Raw genomic sequence first — 21,967 nt, 5'->3', positions numbered from 1 at the left:
CGTTGCCACCTCAGCTAATGTTCTGCTAGGGGTTGTTGCAAAAGATTCTTGCTTTTATCCCAGAGCTCAAAGGGCCGGAAGCCGTTATGATCCGGCCATATCCATTTGATGCGCCACCAACAGTAGCTGCATCTGCCTGAATATCAGCAAACCCGTATGAAATTGAAGACACACCTTGCGGCTCACCGCCACTCGACATTGTTAACACAGCGTAAAGACGTGTGTGCCGATTCCAACCACAGCGGCTAGCTGCACAGTCTGATCGAACCCTTTCGTCCCGTTTTTCGAATCTCAAGACTCCAGTTGATTTGGTGAGTTCACCAGCCATCGTACCAATGTCACCTGCAGAATCTCCTGCCGCAGCTCCACTCCAAGACTTGTGAGTGATAAATTCGATTTTGTCACTATCGAGATTTGCCGCAATCTTAAAGGTTAAGCCAAAGGAAGCGACGGAAAATATAACTCCCTTTGTATAATGTGAGTTAAAGCTAGCTGGCGAACTCCCAACTGCCGACAAGGTGATCGTGCCTGTTTCTCCACCAGGGCCGCCGTCAGGCCAACAGTCCGTATCGTTAAAATTTCCAGTTATCTCCTGTGTGGCTCCGCTGAACTCCAATTCCACCCTTTTCAAGGGTGCAGATGAGACTTTGTACCAAATCAAATCCTCCACGAACGGTGTCTCCATCTTTGATACTGACCGCGCAATAAGTGTGAAGGTAGGGATAGAATTCATCGCTTTGCGAAAGATCCGCTCCACCCGCAGTGGCTAGGGGTTTGCCATGGCTATCACAGCGGTTGGTATTAAATTGAGTCACTGTCATCGGCCTGATCGAACCCATCAGAGCCGTGCCAGTCATTCCTGAGCCAATAGCTCCCACTCCCTTAGCCACCAAGCCGATGGCATCGGCGACTTGCGTAGCTGGAGCGCTACTTCCAGAATCACTGTCACCAGAACAGCCAATCATTGAAATGACAGTTCCCAATAGGACAAAAAATATCAATCTCTTCATAAGAATCCTCCGAATATTTTTGATAGATAAGCAGAATGCTAAATTCGAACTATAGATCTAACACGCAAAAAATTTGAATTAACCGATAACTTGTCTATTCCTAGACCGAGGTATCCATGAGGAAAGTATTGAAACCCTGGACAAAACGCGAGGAACTGAAAGGTTTATTCTTTGTGAGATTTCTGCTGGAAAGGTCTTCCTAACATGATCCTAACAGATTCCTGATTTCGAAATCCCGCCTAGTTACTGTATGAAATGGACGGCCCCACAACACATAACTCCCTGAGGAGAAAAATGATGAACAAACTAGCGATTGGCCTAACGGTCTTGATCACGATGATGAGCGGAAGTGCCTTTGCCGCTTGCCCAACAGGAACAATTCCTCGCAGTGATACAGTCGAAGGCAGGCCGGTGTGCACAGTGAAGGGGAGTTATCTCAATACGACTCTCGCTTTGAGCACAGGAAATGCCTATGTTTTGGAGGGCGATGTTCGAATTGGTGCTGACAACACTCAATCATCAACGCTCACACTAGATCCAGGCGTCACTGTTTATGGTGCTCCGGGTGCGTATTTGGTAGTTATGCGAGGATCAAAGATTTTCGCAAACGGGACAAAAGGAAAACCGGTCGTTTTCACTTCGCTTCAACGAGACAACTTGCGCCCCGGTCTGTGGAGCGGAGTTGTATTGAACGGGAATGCACGCATCAATAATTGCAAAGCTGGTGAACCAATTTGTGAAAGCATTTCTGAGGGTATTAAAACAATCCGCCAAAATTTGGTGGAAATGATGATAACGATAGCTCTGGTAGTCTAAAATATGTTCGTGTTGAGTATGCTGGATATGAACTAGCGAAGGATAACGAGCTCAATGGCATCACGTTTAATGGCGTTGGGTCTGGTACAGAGGTTGACTATCTCCAGGTCCACCGCAGTGCTGATGATGGAATTGAGTTTTTTGGAGGTAACGTCAACCTCAAACATGTGCTCTTGACCGACAATGACGATGATGGATTTGATTGGGACATGGGTTATCGGGGGAAAGCTCAATTTGTATATATTGAGTTAGAGACCGGAACGGAAGACAGCCGAGGTATCAAGCGGACAATTTAAAATCCCCTATGGATGCCCAGCCTCGTTCCAATCCCGTTCTTAGCAATATCACTATAGTCGCTCGAGGTGCGAATGCTCGCTTGTTTGACGGTATTATGCTTCGCCGTGGAACAGGAGGAGAAATCCACAACGCTATCGTGACCGGTGACTTCAAGGTATCCTGCATTAATATTGATGATGATGAAACTTTCCGCAATGCTGGTGTAATTACTGGCAAGGGCGTTGCCCAGTCTGGATTGAAGATGGTTAACTCCATTGTCAACTGTGCCGCTGGTGTTAACTTTGAAGAAAAATCGAGTGATCCATTTTCGGTGAGTGCCTGGTTTCAAGGTGAAAACAAAGTAAATAATAGAACAGTTGATCCAGTTCTCAAAGGACGCCTCCCGGCTGAAGATAGTCCGGCTGTGGGAGCAGGGGTAACTCCTTCTCTGTCAGGCCCTTGGCAATTTACTCCGGTAGACTACATTGGCGCTCTAAGTCCATATGAAGATGAAGATTGGACTCTTGGTTGGACGGTTCGATAGTAAGACTATTAAGAATAATAGGAATAATAAGATTAATTAGAGTGGCCTACCACCTTGAACTGAACATTTGCACTTTAATTCTGGTCCTTATCTTAGGGGGAGGCGGAGCCTCTCCCTTGGCTTTTTCTCAAGATTCAAATCGATCTTCTGTTAAAATAAGCGAGCAAGAGAGCTTAAAAAGAGGCCCAGGGTAGGGTTCTCATTCTTGCGTTTCGAAATGGCGAGCCTTCTGGCGGAGTTACATTTGAACACAGTTCGGGCACATATTTATCAGCATTCGATGGCTCGCTGATGATCGATCTACCACCAGGTGGCCATTCCTTCTACATCCCTGAATTGGAGCGCAAACTTGCAATTCAAGTGAATTCGGGAGAAGAGACTCAAGTGATCGTGAACCTTCTCCATCAGCGGCAGAAATCCGAAGTGTCGGTGAAGGTTCCAACGGAGCTTCCTCGGAGGGCTTGAAGAGTGGTGAGAGCGGGTCACTTCTACAGGTTAAGGTCGTCGATGAAAGCTCACGCCGTCCTCTCTCCGGGTGGCCTTGTTATATTCTCGGGATATGAAGATACCTTGACCACAAATTCTGAGGGGCAGGTTGAGTTCAGACTGTCAGACGGTGAATACTCCTTGTCAATTTTTCATCCAAAATATCAAACGAAAAACGCTGTCTGGAGTGAAGGTAGGCCCCGATACCAATAAGCCCTTGGTTATTTCGCTCACTCCAGCAATCAACGAGCTGGAGGAAGTCACGATCCTCGCTCCGAAGATCAGGGGCAGTGTTTCGGCACTCATTGAAGTGCGGAGGCAGAGTTCATCTGTGACGGACGTGATGGGCTCAGAGCAAATGAGTCGACAAGGCGATAGCGATGCTGCGAGCTCACTTCGCCGAATGACTGGATTGACTTTGAAGGACGGCAAGTACGTGTACGTTCGAGGATTGGGTGAGCGATATTCGGGCGAACAGCTAAATCAATTTAGTCTTCCGAGCCCAGAACCAAATCGACGCGTGGTGCCCCTTGATTTGTTTCCAACGGCTATACTCGAAAGTGTTCTTGTACAAAAAAGCTATTCGCCCGATCTGCCTGGGGAGTTTGGAGGTGGGGTCATTCAGCTACAATCCCGGACACTACCCGAAAAATTTTCTTTTAAGTTTAGCTTGAGTTCCAATCAAGAGTCCGCGGATCAGAGACTTTCTTCACGAGGGGGCGGCTTAGATTGGGCCGGAATTGACAATGGGACTCGAAAAATGCCGCCGGCCATTCGGGGAGCCCTGCAATCAGGCAAAAAACTAGTATTGCAACAGCCGGGTTCGAGTGAAGGGATCTCAGAAGCGGAACTCGTCCAGTTAGGTCGATCGCTACCAGCCAATTATGCCACCAATCGAACATCAGAAGGAATTCCTCCAGGTTTTTCGCTTGCGATTGCGGATCGATTTCGAATTGGGGCCGCGAGATCTGGAATTGCGGGTTCGATTCTCTACGGCCAGAATGCAGATCGCGGAGAACGCTTCAGTCGTGGATTGAACGCAATGAGTCCGGGTCGATACTCCACGGATTATAATCGTACTTCGGAGTATGCCGAAGTTGAAACTCGGTTGGCCGGACAAGTGGATTTTGGCATTGAATTAAATCAAAATAATACGCTGAGTCTGAGTTCGATGCTTCTGCGGCACACAACGAACTTCACGCAACAAGATCTGAAACAGGATCCAAACTCAACGTCCTCCATCGAATCGACAACATTGGATTGGACCGAGCGACAGTTGTGGACGAATCATCTCAAAGGAAAGCACAAATTAGGCACCTCTTTTGGTCAGGATATCGAGGGAAGTTGGAGAATTGGTCAGGCGGATGCGATTCGAGATAATCCAGATCGAAGGGAGTACGCGTTTGAGCGGACTCCTACTTCCTATCAAATGAGAGGTGATAGCGGAGGCAACAGGCGGACATACTCTCTTCTGACGGATCGCTCGCAAGAAGTCGCTGCAGATTTAATCTTACCATTGGGTTTCCAGAGGGATAGGCTCAAACTAAAATTTGGTGCGAGCGAAATCAAAAGAGGACGCCGTTCTGAGGTATTTCGACTCTTCTTTTCTGGGGACACATCTGGAGATCCCATCGAAAGTCAGCTGAGTCTCGCGAATATTGGACCAGGCGGTTTTCAATTGCAAAATCTCACAGATGCAGCTGATAGTTACCGCGGTGACCAAAATATTGTCTCGCAGTATGCGATGGCAGATTTCGGCCCATTTGCGAATTGGAAATTTCTGGCTGGCTATCGTTGGGAACGTTCTGTTCAAACCGTAAATACCTTTCGCTACTATGAACCCGAGAATCCATTCTCGCAATCTAGACTGGAAATGAAAGATGTTCTTCCCTCCTTTGCTGTATTGTGGAAGCCAAATCAACAGTGGCGCGCTCGTCTGGCATACAGTGAGACTCTGGCGCGTCCGGACTTTCGAGAGCTTTCTGAGGTTGGATTTATAGATGATGAAACCGGATACGAGGTCCGTGGAAATTCCTCTCTGAGGGGTACTATCATTCAAAATATTGATCATCGTTGGGAGTATTATTGGTCTCCAGATGAATATGCATCATCTGGATTCTTTTTTAAGAAATTCAGAGATCCGATAGAGGTGATGTTTGTTCCAGGAGTCAATCGAATTCAAACCTTTTCCAACGCAATGGCAGCAGAAAATTTTGGTTTGGAATTGGAGTCAAGAATAGGCTTGAGAAAGCTGAGCCGAATTTTCAGGCGTTGGTCAATATTGAGTAATCTCACTTTCATTCGATCTGAAATTGAATTGGACGAAAAGAGCAAAGGAATTCAAACCTCTCAGCAACGTCCATTGCAAGGTCAGGCACCCTATGTGGTGAATTTCCAATTGCAGTATGATCGGCCCTTATGGGATTTTTTCCGCAACCCTCCTCTATAGCCTCGTCGGTGAACGAATTTCTGAGGTCGGTACGAACAACATTCCTGATACCTATCAGAATCCGAGTCACCAACTGGATTTCGTTGCTTCTAAGGCCATATCAAAGGTTTGGACGGTAGCCCTAAAGGCGAAGAATCTTCTGGATCCTGCAATTGAGTCGTTTCAGGATAAGGAACTCGTGCGGAAAACTCACAATGGGCGATCTATTGGCTTGAATATGACTGCGATCTTTTAAGGATAACTATGATCGGAATGATAGGAAATAAATTAAAAGATATTTCGCGGTCATTATTCTGTCGTCTGCGACTTATGGCTGTGGCCAGCACAGCACTTCCAATCATTCATTTGTTCGATCTGGCGAGGTTTTTCAAGGGAAGAATCCCGAGACAATTGAGGAATTGATCCAAACCTCAATTGCAAAAGACGACATCGACATGATCATTGAACTTGCTGAGAAGGGAGCAAATCTGAATCAGATTCTCTCTAATGGTCGCACGGCGCTGATTGAAGCTACCATTCAGAATCGCCTACGCATAATGATTGAGTTGATGAAGAGAGGGGCGGATGTTGAACAATTGAGCAGGGAAGCTAAGAACGCTTCACAATACGCCCTTGAGATGGCGGGCCTTGATTCCGATGGCAAAGCCAACGTAACGCGCGCCATGGTTATTTTAGACCCGGCTTTGGCCGCATCTGAGCGAACTGCATTCATGAAGTTTTCAGGAAGAGGGAGCGCCGATCAGTTGATGCGTTTACTCAAAGAAGTTGGACTTGATCCCAACTACAGAGATGAACAAGGGAACACCCCCCTGACTTTTGCTATTCGAAAGAGAAAAACACTTTCGGTTCAAGTTCTGGTTCATTGGGCTGATTGTCCGGACGAATCTGCGAAGGCGAGTTGCCTGAAGTTGACCGCGACAGATGTCAATTTTCCAGGATCAGACGGGATTAAGCCACTGACGCTAGCGAAGCAGTTGGGAGCCGACGAGCTCATCCCGATTTTAATTGATGCAAAAGCAGTAGAATAAAAAGGAGAGACCAATGAAAGATCGAATATTTTCCGTTGCTCACTATGCCGACGCCGGAGTGCTGTTTCTTCTCATCGCGCTGAGTATCGCGAGTTTAATTGTGATTTTTGAACGCTATGTGCGACTAGGTCGAATAGCAAAAAGCAGTAAAAAGCAGCGAGACAAACTTGAGGAAGTCCTCGCGCGGGGAAACATGTCCGAAATTGACACACTCCAATTGGTCGATGGATCGCTTGAAGCAAGGTTAGTGAAAAGGGGGATGACGCACTTGAAGCAAAACGGCAGAAAGGGCCTTGAGGAGTCATTTTCTACATTTGTTCAATTTGAGCAACCAAAGGTGGAGCGCTCACTGACCTTCCTTGCTACGGTCGGTTCAAATGCTCCATACATCGGACTATTTGGGACAGTGCTCGGAATCATGAAGTCCTTTAACGATTTGGCAAATGCGACCAATGCCGGTCAACAAACCGTCATGGTGGGAATTTCAGCAGCTCTTATTGCTACGGCGGCTGGCCTGATGGTAGCCATTCCGAATATCCTTGCATTTAATTACTTTCAGAAACAAGTGAAAGCAATTATTGCGGGGCTAGAAAGCTTCAAGGATGCTCTCATTGCATACGCTAAAGTAAAGGAGCTCTGAAATGGCGAGTAAAGCCTCTTCTAATAATGAAACCATCTCGGAAATTAACGTCGTGCCATTGGTCGATATTATCCTGGTTGTTTTAATTATCTTTATGGTGACGGCTCCTGCACTCATTAAGCCAAGTGTCGCGATTGATCTCCCTGAGGCATCGAGCAGTGATGAAACAACACCCAGTTTGTTGAATGTTACGATCACCATGATAGTGGCTGATAGAGAATTGGATTATGGCGTCGTTGTGCGAGTTTTGGATTGGATTAAATCAACAGGTGTAAACAGATTCGCTGTGACCACCGACAAACCCTTAACAGAATGAGTGTGAGGAGATGAGAAAAATTCTGATCGCCCTTTTCATGATGAATAGCCTGGCTTTTGCCGAGACTCCAAAAATCTTGAGTGATTTGGTGTCGCTTCGGAGTGAAATAGAAATTCTCAGTAACGAACTGGAAACCTCTCAAAAGGAAAAACAGGCGGAACTTGATATGTGGATGCAGAAACGTCTGGAGATCGAGTCGAATTTGCAGAAGGAGAAGTTGAGACATGTCCAGATTGCAGAAAGAAAGCTGCGACATTCCACTCTCAACAAGGCTCATGAAAAAATCGAGCCTCAGGGGAAATCGCAACTGTTAGATGCCATTCGTGAAGCAAAAAATTGGGTAGAGACTTCTCTTCCATTTTCGAAAGAGCAGAGAAAAGCGCGACTTGAAAGTCTTGAGAGTCGTCTAGAGCGTGGGATTGAGTCACCGGAGACCCTGGGAGCCGAGCTCTGGGCGTTTTATGAAAGTGAGATTAAGTTGGGAACGCAAAATGAATTTCGTATCATAGATTTTGATTTTCCTCTGGGGCGAGAGAAAGTGGAAGCAGTTCGCTTGGGCCTTTATACAATGTTTATTAGGCAAGTCGATGGCGAGATGAAAGAGGTTGTAAGAGGGGGAAGTGGTTGGGTCACCAAGACTCTGTCAAGGAAACAAGAGCAGGAGGTCGTCCGTCTTATGGAAGATTTGAAACAGAAAAGGAAGAGCGGAGTCTATTTCTTGCCACTTTCTGAACGGTCGGGTGTTTTATGAGAATGAGAATTTGGCGTATTTTGATGTATTTGCTGTTTGTTCCTTTTGCTCAGGCCGAAAACCTGGATTTAGAAAAAGCGCTTCAGACTGAATACTCGTATTTGATTTCTCAGAGAGAGGCTCTGTTGCGCCAGAAAAAATTAGCAGAGAAGAAATTTGACGAGCGAATTGGCCTCGTGAAGAATCGGCTGGATGTGTCCCAAAGGGAATTGGCCAAAATGACCGTAAAAAATGATGATGAGTCTGAGGCCTTAGCGGGATTGGATAAAAAACGACGTGACCTCAATAGAGGAGAGACCTCGTTTGAAGCGATCTACCGAAAATCAATAAAAGTATTAACTGAAGCTGAAAGGTCTCTTCGCTTTCAGGAAAGACAGGAGAAGGCAGAAGTTATCGCTTTAGCCGGGCCTGGCGTTGCAAGTTTAAGTCCGATCTTTTCTCGATCAAAGAAGTTGTTGGAGGATTTGGCGAGTTCAGAGAGATTCTCGGGCTATTATCTGGACGAGCAGAATACTCTTCGCAGAGGAGAGTTGACAAGACTCGGGCAGGTTGCGGCTTTCTTGAGCGGACAACAGGGAATGACAATGCTCGGTCCCAGCGGTAACGGTACATTGAAGGCGCTCAATAGGTCCACCGACAGTTTCTATCTTTTTGATAATTTATATGAGGCGGCTCAGTTTAAGCTTCCGGGGACATGGGTTGAGCGTCTGGCTGACTCAGGTCCAGCCTTATTTTTGTTAATGATGTTAGGTGTGGTGGCTGGTCTCTTCTTTGTATTGGTAAAAATATAGCCAATGGGAAAGTTAGTTTGCTTTCTTATAGTTGTGGGATTTTTTGTAATGTCGCTAGGGCTTGTATCCAATTTTTTTGCACTCGATCCGAGACAACTGCGATCGCCTGCTTCTTCGGGGCCAAAGCCAGTTCCAATTAAGATCGCTGAAGCTAAAAAGGAAGCCCTTCCTCCGCGTGAAGTGCCGAAGCCAATTTTGGAGAAATCGCTCACAGCTTTAGCACCAGAGTCATCTCGTGTTTCGCTCAAAGAATTGGGAGGAGTTGGTTTTGGCGGCTCGGGAACGGGATTGGCCATTGGCGGATCAGGAGGTTTTCGCACCGGCGTAGCTGATATTGTCAATGAGCGCGGAGCGAATGACCGCTCGCCACGGGCGCTCTCTCGCAATCCTCCCGAATATCCACCTCTGGCTCGGCAAAAAGGCCTATCTGGATTTGTTGTCTTAAAGATTTTCGTGGATAGGAGTGGTATTGTGGAAGATGTGAAGATCGCAGAAAGTGTGCCCGGGGGAATCTTTGATCAGGCCGCAATATTGGCCGTGCGCGCTTGGAAATTCGATCCAGCGATAAAAAATGGACAAGTGGTGGCTGAATGGGCCACACAGAAGGTGAAGTTCGAGTTGAATTGATTTGAACATAAGTGAACTAAATCGCGTTGAGTTGAATTGAGTTGACGTGAGGAAAACATGATTGAATTTCTAATAGCAATATTTCTTGGATGCAGTCCTTCCGTTGCGGCGGTAGTGGAGCCTCTTTATGACGAGTTGAGCGAACTAGATCTCGTTGAAGTTCTCATTCGAGACGATAAGTTGGATTTGGCTCAACAGGAGTTGGAGGGGAAACCTCAATCAAGCCGCTATTGGATTCTTCGCGGCCACCTTGAAATGGCGAGAAAAAATTTTTCTCAAGGCTTGTATAGCTATCAGAAATCTGATCCCTCAGAGGAGAGAAGTTTGTTCTTGGCGAGATCCTCGTATGGACTCCAAAAATATGAAGATTGTCGAGAACAATATCGGCAAAGTGGTCAGTTATGGAAGAAATCCGAAGAGGACATCATTGCCAAATCAAAGTGTGAGTTTCAAACTAAGTCTTGGCAAGAGGCCTTGGATTCATTGGTTCAAGGAGAGGTGGTATTTAAATCATTTTCTCTAAAGAGAGAGCATGTGGCTCTTCTTTTAGATCTAGGTTTAAATCAGCTCGCTTTGAGCCTCGCGACATCTGAACTTGGCCCTGTTCGGAGCAGTGAGCTGCTCTCTTTGGCCCAACTTTTCTCTGAGAAGAGGGCAACCAAAGAAAATCTCGCCTTTGTCGAATATGCGCGTGCGATGGCCCCGAGGGATATTGAGATCCAAGCCCTGTCAGCGCAGCTTGCCTTTCAGAGCGGACAGCTTCGTACGACTCTTGATAGCCTTATCCGATCGGCGGCATTGAGTCCGCGGTACCAATTTCATGTTGCAGAGCTTTATCGGGAGATGGGTAAATTTGAACAAGCCACATTTCATTCTCAGTTTATTCAAGACTCCAAAGAACGTCTTCGCTCGCGCATGGCAATTTACTTGGATCAAAAAAACTACTCTCTGGTCGCTTCGATGGATTCTCTTATGGGCCGTGAGGCAGGAGTAGGTGATGATGAGGCTCGATATGCCGTGGCCTATGCTCTTTTTGCTCAGGGCAACTTCGACCGCTCGCTCACCTATCTGAATTCAATTCGTCAGAGCAGCTTGATCGAAAAGACGAGTCAGCTAAAAAAGACTCTGAAAGAGGCCCGCGATGGTTTGGATCTTTAGGGTGCAAGGTTTCTCTCGAGATCAATACAACTTGTCCTAAATATTTGATCACTGTGAGAATAACTGAGTTTCAGGAGTGAGCGAAGTCTAGCATCTTCTTCCTGAACATTCTCAAATCCAGTGTATTTTGGTCTCGTTTTTAAATCAAAATGTTGTTGATAAATTCTGAGCTTCACTTTCTCTGATGACTGAGTGTCGCCGAAGTGGTCGTTTACCAATTTTTGAACGAGGGGATCTCTCAGGTAACTCAGCATAATTTCGGGTGTGTACTGAAAAAATCCTGGACAGGCCTCTCTTTTTCGAGCGAGAAAAAATCGATACCAAGAAGCGATTCTCTCCTTTTCAATCAAAAACCATTTCCTGTTATTTTGGTTTTGGCTTTGATCTTGGCTTTTGCCTGCTGAATCAACGGGCACAATCTGTTCTCTTCTAAAGAGACACTCTCCCGACCCCAAAACAGGGTATCCAATAATTTGATCGGACAGCCACATTGTCACGAGCAACTGAGGTGAAAAACACTGGGAGATCTCGGCATAGGATAAGGCCTCGTCCCTCCAAAACTTCAGAAGATCTAAGTCGAAAAATTGAAAAGGCACACCTAGCTCATTGCAAGTCAAAACAGCCCAGGAAATGTCGTGGAGATTGATCTGATCTTTATACCGGGCAACTGCTATTTTGACAGAAATTCCCGCCTCCAGAAATGACCGGAGCACTGTTTCGCTGTCCACCCCGCCCGAAAATAAAATCCAGATATCTCCAGTTACCTTTGCGCGAATCGTTCTCGCAGTTTCCATGCATTCATCTCGAAATGAAAGAGGACGACGACGACTCCGTCCATATTTTACCCACCAGTTCTGTTCGGGATTTGTCCTAAAGGCCTCGGGCTTATTATTGTAGCCAAACTTGAAATGAGAATTGTGAGTCAACTCAGGTCCTTGATGTCCTACGACCTGCAACTCCATTAAGGACCCTCCCTTCTCAGCACCCAAAATGACCCAGAGTGGGTCGGTTGATAGGGCGAAAATATCAATTTTCCCTGTCTTTGTCTTCACTGTCGAGTCTGTTGACAGATATATTTTTCAACAAACCCCAGCCCATTTGTAATAGCGAAAATCGGCTAGCCTGGCACGAATCGTCAGTTGCTGATTTCTCGCACACAATGTATAGAAGGCCACGTGGCTCGTTGAGGCGTGTTCGCGCTTTCGAAGAAATCGTATCGAGGTTTATCTTGTTTTATGAAATTTTAGTTCGAGATCAAGGGCAACGGCTAAAGAAGAGGGGACTCTTTGCTGTAATAGGATTGTTCTTCATCGCATTTTTCGCTAGGGCTGACGAGGCGAAAAGGCTGGAGAAATCGGTATTTACTCTTAAGGACTCAATTTTGTTTGCTCGAGATAATTCCCCAGCCTTCGATGATTTGAAGCGAAAACTGCAGATTTCCGAAATGAATGAAAAATCGGCGGCTTTTAAAATACTTCCGTCTCTTGATCTGGTTGCGAAAAACGGAGTGAGCGGAAGCTCTCCGAAAGATGCCTCTGGGCACCCAAGTGAATTCAGTTTGGGTCTTACTGAATCGCTTTACGACAATGGGGCCTCTCGCACGAATCATCAGATTGCAATACTTGACAAAAATAGGTCTGAGTTGGAGTTTGAGGACAAGAAAGCTAAATTGGCATTGGACGTCGCGACTCGTTTTGTTGATTATTCTTTAAAATTGAAACTACTTGATATTCAGGAACGTCAGCTGAAGCTAGTCAAAACAGAATTCGAAATGGTCTCGAATGGCTACCACCAGGGATTAAAAACCAAGCGAGATTTCCTCCGATTCAAGTCGTATCCAATTCGCCGAGAAATTGATGTGACGGACGCAAAAAATAATGCTGATATATCTCGTCAAGAGCTGCTCAAGGTTATTGGAGCAAAATCAGAGAGCCCTGGACCAAAGGAGTTTGCGCCTGTAAATCTCGATTCCATTTTTGATTCTCCCACCGAATTGCCAGCAAGGATTGAAGATCATCTTCAATATCGAGCGGCAATCCTTGAAAAGAAAATGAATCGTCTTGGAGTGGATTTGGTTCGTAAAAAAAATCTTCCTGAATGGCTGTTAACAGCTGGACTGGCCTATTCGAGCAGCGACTACCTAGGCACTCAGAAAAGTTTTTCCGATAATGCAAAGATTGGGTGGGAAGCCTTGCTCGTTGTTAAATATAATTTTATGGATTGGGGCACGCGTGCCCGTGATTATGAAATCTCCGTCCAGAAGGACATGATCAAAAGCAATGAGATAGATACTTCCCTTCTAGGCTTGCGAGCCACGCTCAATCAATTGAATTCGAGGCTTGAAAATGTGCGTAAAAGCTATCACTTGGCAAAAGAGTGGGTGGCCATTGAGTTAACCAACATAGAGTATATAGGAAGGGAATATCGAAACGGGAAAGTTCAATACCTTGATATGATTGCGGGTCTCAATGCACTCTCAGATGCTCAGAATAAATTCTATTCAGTTTCTGCCGATTTGCATAACGTCCAATTCAATATTCTCTACCACAAAGGAAATCTCTATGAGCTTCTCGTCAAATGATCGAAAATGGTTGATGAGAGCAGGTGGAATTTTGGCCACCATTTTAGTTTTGTTTGGCATATATCGATTGAGTGGATGTTACGATAGCAAGAGTCGTAGAACCATCGGAGTAGTGACGAGGCAGGATTTTATCCAAAGAGTCACCTTTGCTGGAGTTGTCGTTCCCTTTAAAAAGACAATCGTGACGGCTCCCTATAATGGCTATGTCAGCAAGCTTTTTGTTTCTGTGGGCGATCCCGTAAAGGCGGGCGATCCTATTGTCAGCGTGGTCCAATCGCTTCAGTCAGGGGATAGTCCTTTTCCCCTGAGATCCCCTTTGAACGGAGTTGTAGTTCAAGTTGAGAGGTCAGAGGGCGAGTATGTGAGAGAGGGTGATTACAAAGAGTTTATTTTGAGGATCGATGATACAAGCAGACTGTTCGTTGTTGCCAATGCTCCAGAGATGGATCGGGTAAAGCTGCGATTTGGTCAAGAGGCTGTCATTCGGGCTTCTGCGATTATTGATCGAAAATATAAGGGTCTTATTCGTGAGCTTTCGTTGGCAGCTAGAGATAAGGAATCTGAGGCAAACAGTCAGGTTGTTGACTTTCCGATCAAGATAGAAATAACCGATGCAGACGAAATGATAAAACCGGGGATGTCGGTTATCATAGATGTGATTACAGCTAGAAAGGAAAACGTATTAAGTCTTCGGCATGAATTTATTCGGAGAGACAATGATCACTATTTTGTTGTCTTGCAATCAGGTGATCGGCAGACCATTGAGGTTGGAATTCAAAATGAAGAGGGCTTTGAAATTCTGTCTGGTCTGAGTGAAGGTCAGAAAATTAGGCAGGTTAATTTTTCAGAGCTCAACTCAGCGGAATAAATTAAATGAATGCAATCGAAGTTGAGCATCTTTATTTTTCATACGGGGGTGCTCGGACATCCATCAATTCTATATTGAAGGATCTCAGTTTTTCTGTAAAAGTGGGCGAATTGGTTGCGATTCAAGGGCCATCTGGATCTGGTAAATCCACTCTACTTTACGCCTTGGGACTTTTATCGCGCCCAGACAGTGGGCTCATTCGCATTTTGGGAAAAGATGTATCTAGCTGTACGGAAGTGGAGCTCGCTAAAATCCGAAATCGGAACATAGGTTTTGTTTTCCAACAGTTTTACCTACTGCCTAAAACAAGTGTGCTTGATAATATACTTCTCCCAACTCGCTACTTCGACGAGGAAGTTCCGAATGGGATCAATCAGATCGATCGGGCAAAGAAGTACGCGGAACTGGTTGGTTTGGGAGACAGACTGCAATTCTATCCCAATCAACTGTCCGGTGGACAACAACAAAGGGTAGCCATTTGTCGCGCACTAATGAGCGATGCCAAAGTGATTCTTGCCGATGAGCCAACGGGAAATCTAGATTCGGAATCGGCCAAGCAAATACTACAGCTTTTGAGAGACTTGAATAAAAATCACAATAAGACCATTATCATTATCACCCATGACAACGAGGTGGCGAATCAGTGCGATAGAATCATTAAAATTAAGGACGGGCGAATTCTTGATAAGTCTGCAGTTGATCAGTCTGGATTTGATCAGTCGAACATCCTTACAGTGCCTTCTCTGATATCAGATATATCAGAGAAAAAGCCGGCCGCATGTTCCCGATCCCTGTGCTCATTTGGTCTACTCAAACTTGATCCCAAAAAAGCCTTGAAGGTGTTTAGGGACATTTTGCCTTCGGCTATTTGGAATTTGAAGAGACATAAGACAAGAACAGCCCTCACGATGATTGGTATTTCAGTAGGAATCGCAGCCGTTTTGGCGATGATTACGCTTGGGCAGTTCACAAAAGGAAAGATACTTGCCGGATATGCCGACATGGGGGTTAATACAATTGTATTCAATGGCATTCCTAACTGGGATATCAAAGCCACTGATCTCGTTCCTACACCCTTTCGTTTTTTTGATTGGGAAGGTGAAGTTAATTCTTTGAAGAGAATTTTCCCTGAGATTGATAGGATGTCACCGATTCTAAATAGAAGCAGGATTGCACTGAATTATGGGGGGCGAACGATCGACCAAGATGTAAGGATGATAGGGTTTGGCGAGGATGGACTAAGTATTGCCCAGCGACGTTTGCTTTTGGTCGAAATTTTTCGCAGGTTGAAATTGTGCAGAAAAGTTCTGTTTGCATTATCGGATACGAAATTGCGGAGCGGCTGTTTTTTGATAGTCAGCCTCTTGGACAAGTTCTAAGGATCAGTGAGGGAAAGAGTTCTTATAGCTGTCGGGTGATTGGTGTGCTGAGTCCCTCAACAAGTAACAAGGAAGGCCTCCGGCCGAACTTGCAGGTTGTGGTCCCCTATTCCTTTTTTCAGGCTCAGTCGGGAAATTGGTGGTCTTCTCAGCTCAAGCAAATCTTGGTACAAATTGATGAAGGAGCTGACGCAGAAAGGGTTGGAGCGGGAATCAAGGCCTTTTTTGAGCAGAAGTATGGCTCCTCTGGGACGTTCTCAGTTGATTCTGATAGTGTTCTTGTAAACCAAATGAGACAGTTTTTAACTCTTTTTACGATCCTTCTTTCATCTGTCGCATTTGTCACTCTTTTGGTGGGAGGAGTTGGAATTACAAATATGATGCTTGTGTCAATTTCAGAGAGATTTAGAGAGATTGGATTGAGAAAAGCACTTGGGGCAACGAGCCGAGAAATTCGAACTCAATTTCTAGTGGAGTCGATGATCGTGTGTTTTATCGCAGGTTTTATAGGATTGATTCTCGGTTTTTTGTCCTATCAGATAGCGATTTGGGTGGCCACGAAGTTTGTTGATAAATTAAATTTCGAATGGACTTTGGATGGCATGGCCCTCTTTTTATCAATTCTCTCTATTTTTGTCGTTGGTCTCGTCAGTGGCATTTTTCCTGCTGTTAAGGCGGAGAAACTTCAAATCATAGAAGCACTGAGATCTGAATAGAGGAGCTCTTTCCTGAAATCGGGAGGAGAAATTCATAAATGCGAGTTGAATTTTGGGGTCTCCGAATTATAGAAGGTGACTCATTTTGTTAATACCTAAGTCGAGCCTTGTCGCTGAAATAAAAAAGTCCATCAAACAAGACCTTTCGCATAAGCTTTAATTTGCAGAAAAAAACTCGCGGAGGTACAGGGATGGACTTCTCTCATCTCATCACGACGGCTCTTGGTTTACAAGATGTGACTATCGAAAAATTTGAATTTGACCGGTCAAAGTTGAGTTTAAGAGTATTCGCGAGACAAGATCGAGCATTCTGCCTCTGCCATCAATGTGGCAATCAGATAGGCTATGTACATGAGTGGAAAGAGCGATCTTTGCGTGCCCCGCCGTTTGGGGCCTTTTTGTATGTGGAGGTGATTCTCTTTCAACTGAGAGGGTATTGTTTAGGGTGTGACGATAAGATTAGGTCGGCTCATATTTCCTTTCTATATCCAGATTTTGACACTCTAACTTATTCATTTTGTGAGTTTGCGGGTCGACTTATGGAGGAAATGCCCTGCGAAGCTGTAGCCAGATTTTAAATGCATCGTCAAAAACACTTTGGTCACTGGATCAGAATCGAATGGCTAAGCTAAAACCACTCCTGAAATTCCCAGAAAATATAGATCTAGAAAAATGAGTGGAGATGAGGTTCACTTCCGAACGATGCCGAAGGAGAATAGCCTTGACCGACCTGAGATCAAGTATGTCACCAACCTTGTCTGTTACGATCAGTCAAAGGTTTTAGCCAACGCTCCTGGCCGATCGGAAAGATCCCTACTCACTTGTTTAAATCAGCTATCTCCTGAGCAGCTTGCAAGGATAAAGTATTTTTCCCTCGATATGCACGAACCATTTATCAAGGCCGTTCGCAAATGTGCCCCCAATGCTAGAATCTGCATTGATAGATTCCACCTGGCTGAATATGTAAATAATGTCTTTGATGATGTAAGAAAATGCGAGTTCCGAAAGGCCAAGGAAAACAAAGATGGGTTTCAAGTGGATATGCTTGCTCCTCACAGGCGGTTTGTACTCGTAGAGCGTGAAAAGATGCTCTCGAAGAAAGACCTACGCATGTTGGATAAACTCAAAGAGATAAATAAAAATATTCTAAATGGAATGATCTTGGTCGAACACTTTCACTCCATTCTTGATAAAACGGAAGTAATCGAGTTTAGGAAATCACTTCTACTGTGGTATCGCCTGGTGAGAGAATCCAACCTCAAACCGTTTAAAAGATGGCCCTTTTGATTAGAAAGTACCGAGAAGAGATTGAAAGCTATATTACCTCCCGCCTTACCTCGGCAAAGTCGGAGGATCAATAATAAAATAAAAGTTTTAAGGAGATCAGCTTATGGGTATACGAATGAAACCTCCTACCTCAATAAAATCCTCCAAAGATGCGGCTGCTTAAACTCTACCCATATCGATACGACAGGGTGGTTTTGGGGGCCAAATAGCAGGTTGGCACAAAATACCCCCTTCTAATAAACGGAGAGGCTGAATTTTGTTTCTATAAGGAGCGCTTTTGCGGAGAAGAGGTGACTTTTTTGCGGCTCGTTTCTTTTTAAGAGGAGCTGCATTAGACCTAAAACGCCTATGAGACAGCCCTAAATTTGAATTCAGATTAAGGGGGGAGAAGCTGTTCTTGTTTTTTGATTGGCATAAGAATTGAAACAATAGGGCGCGGGAGCGTTTTATGCTTTTGATGGTACAAATTGCGGGAGGCACGGCCCTTGGGCTGTTGATAGCTCTTGTTATTGTGGATTACTTTGAGGAAATCCTTCTCACAGTTCTCATTTTTCTTGGACTCGGGATTCCGATGATATGGGTTATCACCCACTTTGAGGGAAATACTGGTATTTTGAGAAAGATCGTCGGAGCTTTAAAACCCCTTTTCCCAAGTTAGCGATTAATCGAAATTTTCGAATTTCATATCATTATATCATGAGGAGGAGCAAGACGGACCCTCTGTCCCTATCTTGCCTCCATCTCTAATGGCTTTCTTACAGGACTACGGCCAGCTTCACCCAATTATAAAGAGCAGAAATTCCATCGCTGACTTCGACATAGAGAGACCGACCGAATTTGACGACATCGTCACTGTCTATCGCGGATCCTAAGCTAAACGCTGTCCTAGCTCTGATGTTATTACCAACTTCAGGGCCTGTGAGGAAATAGGGGTAGACTTGATCTCCCCCAATACAAGACTCCAGTTTTGCCTGCCATCCCCAGCCTAGATTCGCGAGAGCAGACAGTTGGGGAAATGTAGAAAGAATCCAATTTTTGACACTCGTTCGAATTGAGCTCCGGGAGTAAAAATGTTTTTGAAATAGATGCTGTGGCTCCGGTGAAATCTTCTGGACGCTTGAGTTCACCATAAATAAAGCCAACAGAAAATTTGCCACCGATTCCCAGCGTGCGATCTTCTGGAAGTCCCTTTCTCAGCCCAACAGGTGCATCCGTCCAAACCATAAATTTGCGAGCTTCCTTAACGAGGGACTCTTCGGCAAAGTAAAAATTGTTATAAAAATCATTTCCTCTTTCTCCTGAATTTGTTAATGAGAGCTTCAAGGTTCTCAGTGCATGGCGTGCCGTAGATCTTGGTCAGAATAGCGTTGCGCGATCTTCAACAATGCCACTTTCTCCATTTTTGAGTATTTCCATCATTTCCTTATCTTTTCCACTTCTTGAAGGGGGGATTTTCTCACCGATGGACGCAGTAAGGAACTACCACTTCTGCAAAGTTCCTGATAGCCCGTTCAACCGCGATATGCGGAATTTCCCAGCACCCGTTTCAACGAGGAGGCCAGACGGTCTCCACCAATCGACCTTTGAAAAATTTCTTGAGATGATCTGCCGAATCAGAGGCCTCTTCGATTGCAGCACGGACTTTATCCCCGTAGCAGCCTTCAGTTTTTCGTGGATTTTATCATAGTGAACATCTCCCAAGCCAATTGCTGAATCCATGAGATCCTGTAGGTTTTTCGGCATTTTCCCGTCTTTCCACAAGTCTGCCAAATCCTTTTTAGGAAAATAATTGCTCGAGCTGTAGCCTGACGCTTAGAGGCATCCCCCATTTCATGGAAGGGAACTTCAATATCTACATAAAGACGATGGCTGCCGTCCAAAATGTGAATGTCCGGAGTATCTAAGTCTTGATCGACTGTCATGTCTCTCTAGGCCACCAGTGAACCACTGAGAAAACTATTGTTGCAACGAAGTTAAAAAGTACCTTGAACATAGCTACCCCTCTTGTTTAGTAAAACCATATTGCGAAAGCACATACTGATGATTAATCTGATCCTTTCCAACTCCCGGTGATGTTTGAGTAAAAATTAAAAAAATTCTTAAGTTACGAGAGAAGTATTACAACTATTTATATTTTTTCACTTTGTCTTGAGGGGTCTCGACAAACCAAAATTGAACCATTACCAGTCATCGGGTCGTACTAGGTTGTCCAGACCAGAAGTGCCCCCGCCTCATGAAATATCCACGGAATGAGAGCATCTGAAAAGTAATGATCTGTCCCATGAAGTGATTAAGCCAGGAAGGTCAAAAATCCGAATTGTGAAACAAAAAGATAAATGGCGGAGGGGAGAATGAGTCGGAGATAGAGAGATCTGAGAGTGCGATAAAAGAGATCGAACTTGGCTTTCGCTCCATAATAGCTTCCGCCATATTTATTCACCCACTGTTCTACGAGTTCATGCCGAAATTCTCCTGAGATAATCTGATCCAGTATTTTAGATTCCTCTAACTTCGTCTTGGATGGGTTTGGTCAAGGTTGGACCACCGAAAGATTGATTTCGGGAAGATGAATGCAGCCAAATAGCCGAGGCAGTTGGGACGAGTATACGCCTACTAATTGATCGTGAGGCTCAAAGATAGCTTGGCGATTTTTTTTGTACATCTTCGATTCATGGCTATCACCAAAGAGGAAGTGTTGACTCGGAAGTTGGTGGCCTCTAAGGCAGAAGTCAGTCCCGGACTTGGGGACCTCGAGCAAAATCTTTTCAAAACAATATCAGTATACCAAGTTTCTTAGATTCCATTTCAAACGGAATAATCATGCAGACAAGGCACGGATCTTTTGGGAAGACTATCTGTCCTGGGATTTTGAAGAGTATAAAGATCAGACAAAAAAGCCCCTCAATTTCCCTTGAGGTTATTGCGCTTCGATTCGCAGTTTTTGAGCCAATAAAAACCGTCACTTTCTGGGCTGTAAAGTCAACCTATCGAGTATTCAATATTTTTCAGCCATCTGACTGAGGATTATGAACGGAATTCGAAATAAAATGACGACCCAGGGCCTCTAGGAATGCGAGCTTTTTGCTCGGGTGGCGAGCTTTTGGAAAATATCAAATTCATTTTCGTCCAGGTTGTGATTCTTCACGCTCTCTAGGTTGGGATTCAGCACCTCGTTAGATTTTGCATTTTCTTGGAGTTTTTCGTGGGTAGCGTCAGATTCAATTGCTCTAAATAATGAGCGCAAGCGACGGTGAATTCCGGTAGATCAAATTGCTTAAAAACCGATTCTGTTGTGGCCTGCTAGGTCCATGGGTTGACTCACGGGATCGGCTCGAGACGCCGCATCTTGGGGAGTCTGCCACCAGTTTGAGACAGGCTGAGATCTCATCTTGCCCAAGAGCTGTCAATGTGGCAGGTCAAGGCTGTCAGCATGTGAACGATGAACAGTGAAGACTAAAGATTTTGCAATTAAATCCGGAATTCAAATGGCCAAAAAAGCCCCTTGTGCATCGCAATGTCCTCGAATTTGAAGTAACCGGACTCTGCAAAACACATTTTTTTTTCTCGGGGCCCATGTCAAGAACGAAGCAACCCACTAGACATCAGGAACCATCAATGCTAGGCCATATAAGATATTCTAATAATAGAAAGCAAGATGGCCGAGTGGCTGAAGGCGCACGCTTGGAAAGCGTGTAACGGTTAACCCTTGTCCAGGGTTCAATCCCTGTCTTTCCGCCAATTTACTCATTCGTTTTTTTCAATCAGCTAAGCACCAGAATCTCAACACTAGGTAAATCAAACGGTTACGCTCGCCGAATTCGGTGACGTCACGCATGATGATATTTATGATTTTTAGTAAGTTTGGACAGTAAAAGTCTGGATTTGGTCTGGATAAGTCTGGATGGATGAGTTCTCAAAACGATCTAACATCTTATTTTCGCCTGAAAATTGCTGAATTGATGGGGTGCCAGAAGTGCCGGAATTCTTGGGCGAAGAGTCTAGATAGCAGCAGAACACTGGATCAACTCACAGAATCAGAAATAAAAGTGGACCAAAATTGATGTAAAACCCATCTGGTCGAAAATTTCTGTCAGCATATTGCTTATCTCGTTCCTATAGTTAAACGTGACTAGAATTGATGGAGAGCTATTCTGACATCTTGCCTTCAAAGAATCTTTGCTTGCCTTTAATTTAACCGCGTCACCTTCAGTTGATACTTTATTTTTTAGAAGCGTGGCTCTAGC

The 21,967-nt window shown here is 44.9% G+C and carries 24 protein-coding genes; 19 read left to right on the top strand and 5 right to left on the bottom strand.

The genetic code is table 11. The features are described from left to right. Positions 1-25: 25 nt before the first annotated feature. Both IPL83_16045 and IPL83_16040 read right to left on the bottom strand, forming a co-directional pair. A complete protein-coding gene (locus IPL83_16045; protein ID MBK9040647.1) occupies positions 26-670 on the bottom strand; it encodes a hypothetical protein in 645 nt (214 codons plus the stop codon). Further along, positions 573-1,010, bottom strand: a complete 438-nt coding sequence (locus tag IPL83_16040) for a hypothetical protein (GenBank protein ID MBK9040646.1) — start codon at positions 1,008-1,010, stop codon at positions 573-575. The genes IPL83_16045 and IPL83_16040 overlap by 98 nt, the downstream gene beginning before the upstream one ends. A 294-nt stretch (positions 1,011-1,304) precedes the next feature. On the opposite strand from IPL83_16040, the gene IPL83_16035 reads away from it, so the two are divergent. The 12 genes from IPL83_16035 to IPL83_15980 all read left to right on the top strand — a co-directional run bounded on the left by IPL83_16035 (position 1,305) and on the right by IPL83_15980 (position 10,892). Next, entirely contained in the window at positions 1,305-1,826 is a 522-nt protein-coding gene (locus IPL83_16035; GenBank protein ID MBK9040645.1) for a hypothetical protein, read from the top strand. A gap of 304 nt (positions 1,827-2,130) precedes the next feature. Beyond that, positions 2,131-2,646, top strand: coding sequence for a hypothetical protein (locus IPL83_16030; protein ID MBK9040644.1), 516 nt, complete (start codon positions 2,131-2,133; stop codon positions 2,644-2,646). 291 nt (positions 2,647-2,937) lie between these two features. Beyond that, entirely contained in the window at positions 2,938-3,111 is a 174-nt protein-coding gene (locus IPL83_16025; protein ID MBK9040643.1) for a hypothetical protein, read from the top strand. 130 nt (positions 3,112-3,241) lie between these two features. Then, a complete protein-coding gene (locus IPL83_16020; GenBank protein MBK9040642.1) occupies positions 3,242-5,581 on the top strand; it encodes a TonB-dependent receptor in 2,340 nt (779 codons plus the stop codon). Then, positions 5,538-5,816: a hypothetical protein gene (locus IPL83_16015; protein MBK9040641.1), complete on the top strand. Its 279-nt coding sequence runs from the start codon at positions 5,538-5,540 to the stop codon at positions 5,814-5,816. The genes IPL83_16020 and IPL83_16015 overlap by 44 nt, the downstream gene beginning before the upstream one ends. A 163-nt stretch (positions 5,817-5,979) precedes the next feature. Then, a complete protein-coding gene (locus tag IPL83_16010; GenBank protein MBK9040640.1) occupies positions 5,980-6,609 on the top strand; it encodes a hypothetical protein in 630 nt (209 codons plus the stop codon). Between the two features lie 13 nt (positions 6,610-6,622). Next, positions 6,623-7,249, top strand: coding sequence for a MotA/TolQ/ExbB proton channel family protein (locus IPL83_16005; protein MBK9040639.1), 627 nt, complete (start codon positions 6,623-6,625; stop codon positions 7,247-7,249). Between the two features lies 1 nt (position 7,250). Continuing rightward, positions 7,251-7,565: a biopolymer transporter ExbD gene (locus IPL83_16000; GenBank protein ID MBK9040638.1), complete on the top strand. Its 315-nt coding sequence runs from the start codon at positions 7,251-7,253 to the stop codon at positions 7,563-7,565. A 10-nt stretch (positions 7,566-7,575) separates the two neighbouring features. Continuing rightward, positions 7,576-8,316: a DUF3450 family protein gene (locus IPL83_15995; GenBank protein ID MBK9040637.1), complete on the top strand. Its 741-nt coding sequence runs from the start codon at positions 7,576-7,578 to the stop codon at positions 8,314-8,316. Beyond that, a complete protein-coding gene (locus tag IPL83_15990; GenBank protein MBK9040636.1) occupies positions 8,313-9,107 on the top strand; it encodes a hypothetical protein in 795 nt (264 codons plus the stop codon). Before IPL83_15995 ends, IPL83_15990 begins: the two co-directional genes overlap by 4 nt. 3 nt (positions 9,108-9,110) lie before the next feature. Beyond that, on the top strand, positions 9,111-9,734 hold the full coding sequence (locus IPL83_15985) for an energy transducer TonB (GenBank protein MBK9040635.1): 624 nt from the start codon (positions 9,111-9,113) through the stop codon (positions 9,732-9,734). 57 nt (positions 9,735-9,791) lie between these two features. Beyond that, complete coding sequence (locus IPL83_15980; GenBank protein ID MBK9040634.1) at positions 9,792-10,892, top strand: hypothetical protein; 1,101 nt, start codon at positions 9,792-9,794, stop codon at positions 10,890-10,892. Here the strand turns inward: IPL83_15980 and IPL83_15975 are convergent. Continuing rightward, the gene (locus tag IPL83_15975; GenBank protein MBK9040633.1) at positions 10,889-11,944 is read right to left on the bottom strand and encodes a 7-cyano-7-deazaguanine synthase; all 1,056 of its coding nucleotides are present in this window, start codon (positions 11,942-11,944) and stop codon (positions 10,889-10,891) included. The genes IPL83_15980 and IPL83_15975 overlap by 4 nt on opposite strands. A 131-nt stretch (positions 11,945-12,075) precedes the next feature. On the opposite strand from IPL83_15975, the gene IPL83_15970 reads away from it, so the two are divergent. From IPL83_15970 to IPL83_15940, 7 genes are all read left to right on the top strand, one after another. Beyond that, positions 12,076-13,473 (top strand): TolC family protein, encoded by a 1,398-nt coding sequence (locus tag IPL83_15970; GenBank protein ID MBK9040632.1) that lies wholly within the window; start codon positions 12,076-12,078, stop codon positions 13,471-13,473. Further along, entirely contained in the window at positions 13,454-14,341 is an 888-nt protein-coding gene (locus IPL83_15965; GenBank protein ID MBK9040631.1) for an efflux RND transporter periplasmic adaptor subunit, read from the top strand. The genes IPL83_15970 and IPL83_15965 overlap by 20 nt, the downstream gene beginning before the upstream one ends. 5 nt (positions 14,342-14,346) lie before the next feature. Further along, positions 14,347-15,720, top strand: a complete 1,374-nt coding sequence (locus tag IPL83_15960; GenBank protein ID MBK9040630.1) for an ATP-binding cassette domain-containing protein — start codon at positions 14,347-14,349, stop codon at positions 15,718-15,720. Next, the gene (locus IPL83_15955) at positions 15,636-16,436 is read left to right on the top strand and encodes an FtsX-like permease family protein (protein ID MBK9040629.1); all 801 of its coding nucleotides are present in this window, start codon (positions 15,636-15,638) and stop codon (positions 16,434-16,436) included. The genes IPL83_15960 and IPL83_15955 overlap by 85 nt, the downstream gene beginning before the upstream one ends. A 191-nt stretch (positions 16,437-16,627) precedes the next feature. Beyond that, a complete protein-coding gene (locus tag IPL83_15950; GenBank protein ID MBK9040628.1) occupies positions 16,628-17,014 on the top strand; it encodes a hypothetical protein in 387 nt (128 codons plus the stop codon). Between the two features lie 124 nt (positions 17,015-17,138). After that, the gene (locus IPL83_15945) at positions 17,139-17,723 is read left to right on the top strand and encodes a transposase (GenBank protein ID MBK9040627.1); all 585 of its coding nucleotides are present in this window, start codon (positions 17,139-17,141) and stop codon (positions 17,721-17,723) included. Positions 17,724-18,171: 448 nt separating this feature from the next. Next, on the top strand, positions 18,172-18,381 hold the full coding sequence (locus tag IPL83_15940; GenBank protein ID MBK9040626.1) for a hypothetical protein: 210 nt from the start codon (positions 18,172-18,174) through the stop codon (positions 18,379-18,381). A 251-nt stretch (positions 18,382-18,632) separates the two neighbouring features. Here the strand turns inward: IPL83_15940 and IPL83_15935 are convergent, their stop codons facing one another. Both IPL83_15935 and IPL83_15930 read right to left on the bottom strand, forming a co-directional pair. Next, positions 18,633-19,046, bottom strand: a complete 414-nt coding sequence (locus tag IPL83_15935) for a hypothetical protein (GenBank protein MBK9040625.1) — start codon at positions 19,044-19,046, stop codon at positions 18,633-18,635. A gap of 156 nt (positions 19,047-19,202) precedes the next feature. Further along, the gene (locus tag IPL83_15930; GenBank protein MBK9040624.1) at positions 19,203-19,466 is read right to left on the bottom strand and encodes a hypothetical protein; all 264 of its coding nucleotides are present in this window, start codon (positions 19,464-19,466) and stop codon (positions 19,203-19,205) included. Positions 19,467-21,967: the final 2,501 nt, after the last annotated feature.

It is taken from the genome of Bdellovibrionales bacterium, assembly GCA_016716765.1.
In the GTDB taxonomy this organism is placed as follows: domain Bacteria; phylum Bdellovibrionota; class Bdellovibrionia; order Bdellovibrionales; family UBA1609; genus JADJVA01.
This window is presented reverse-complemented; position numbering and strand designations above follow the sequence as displayed.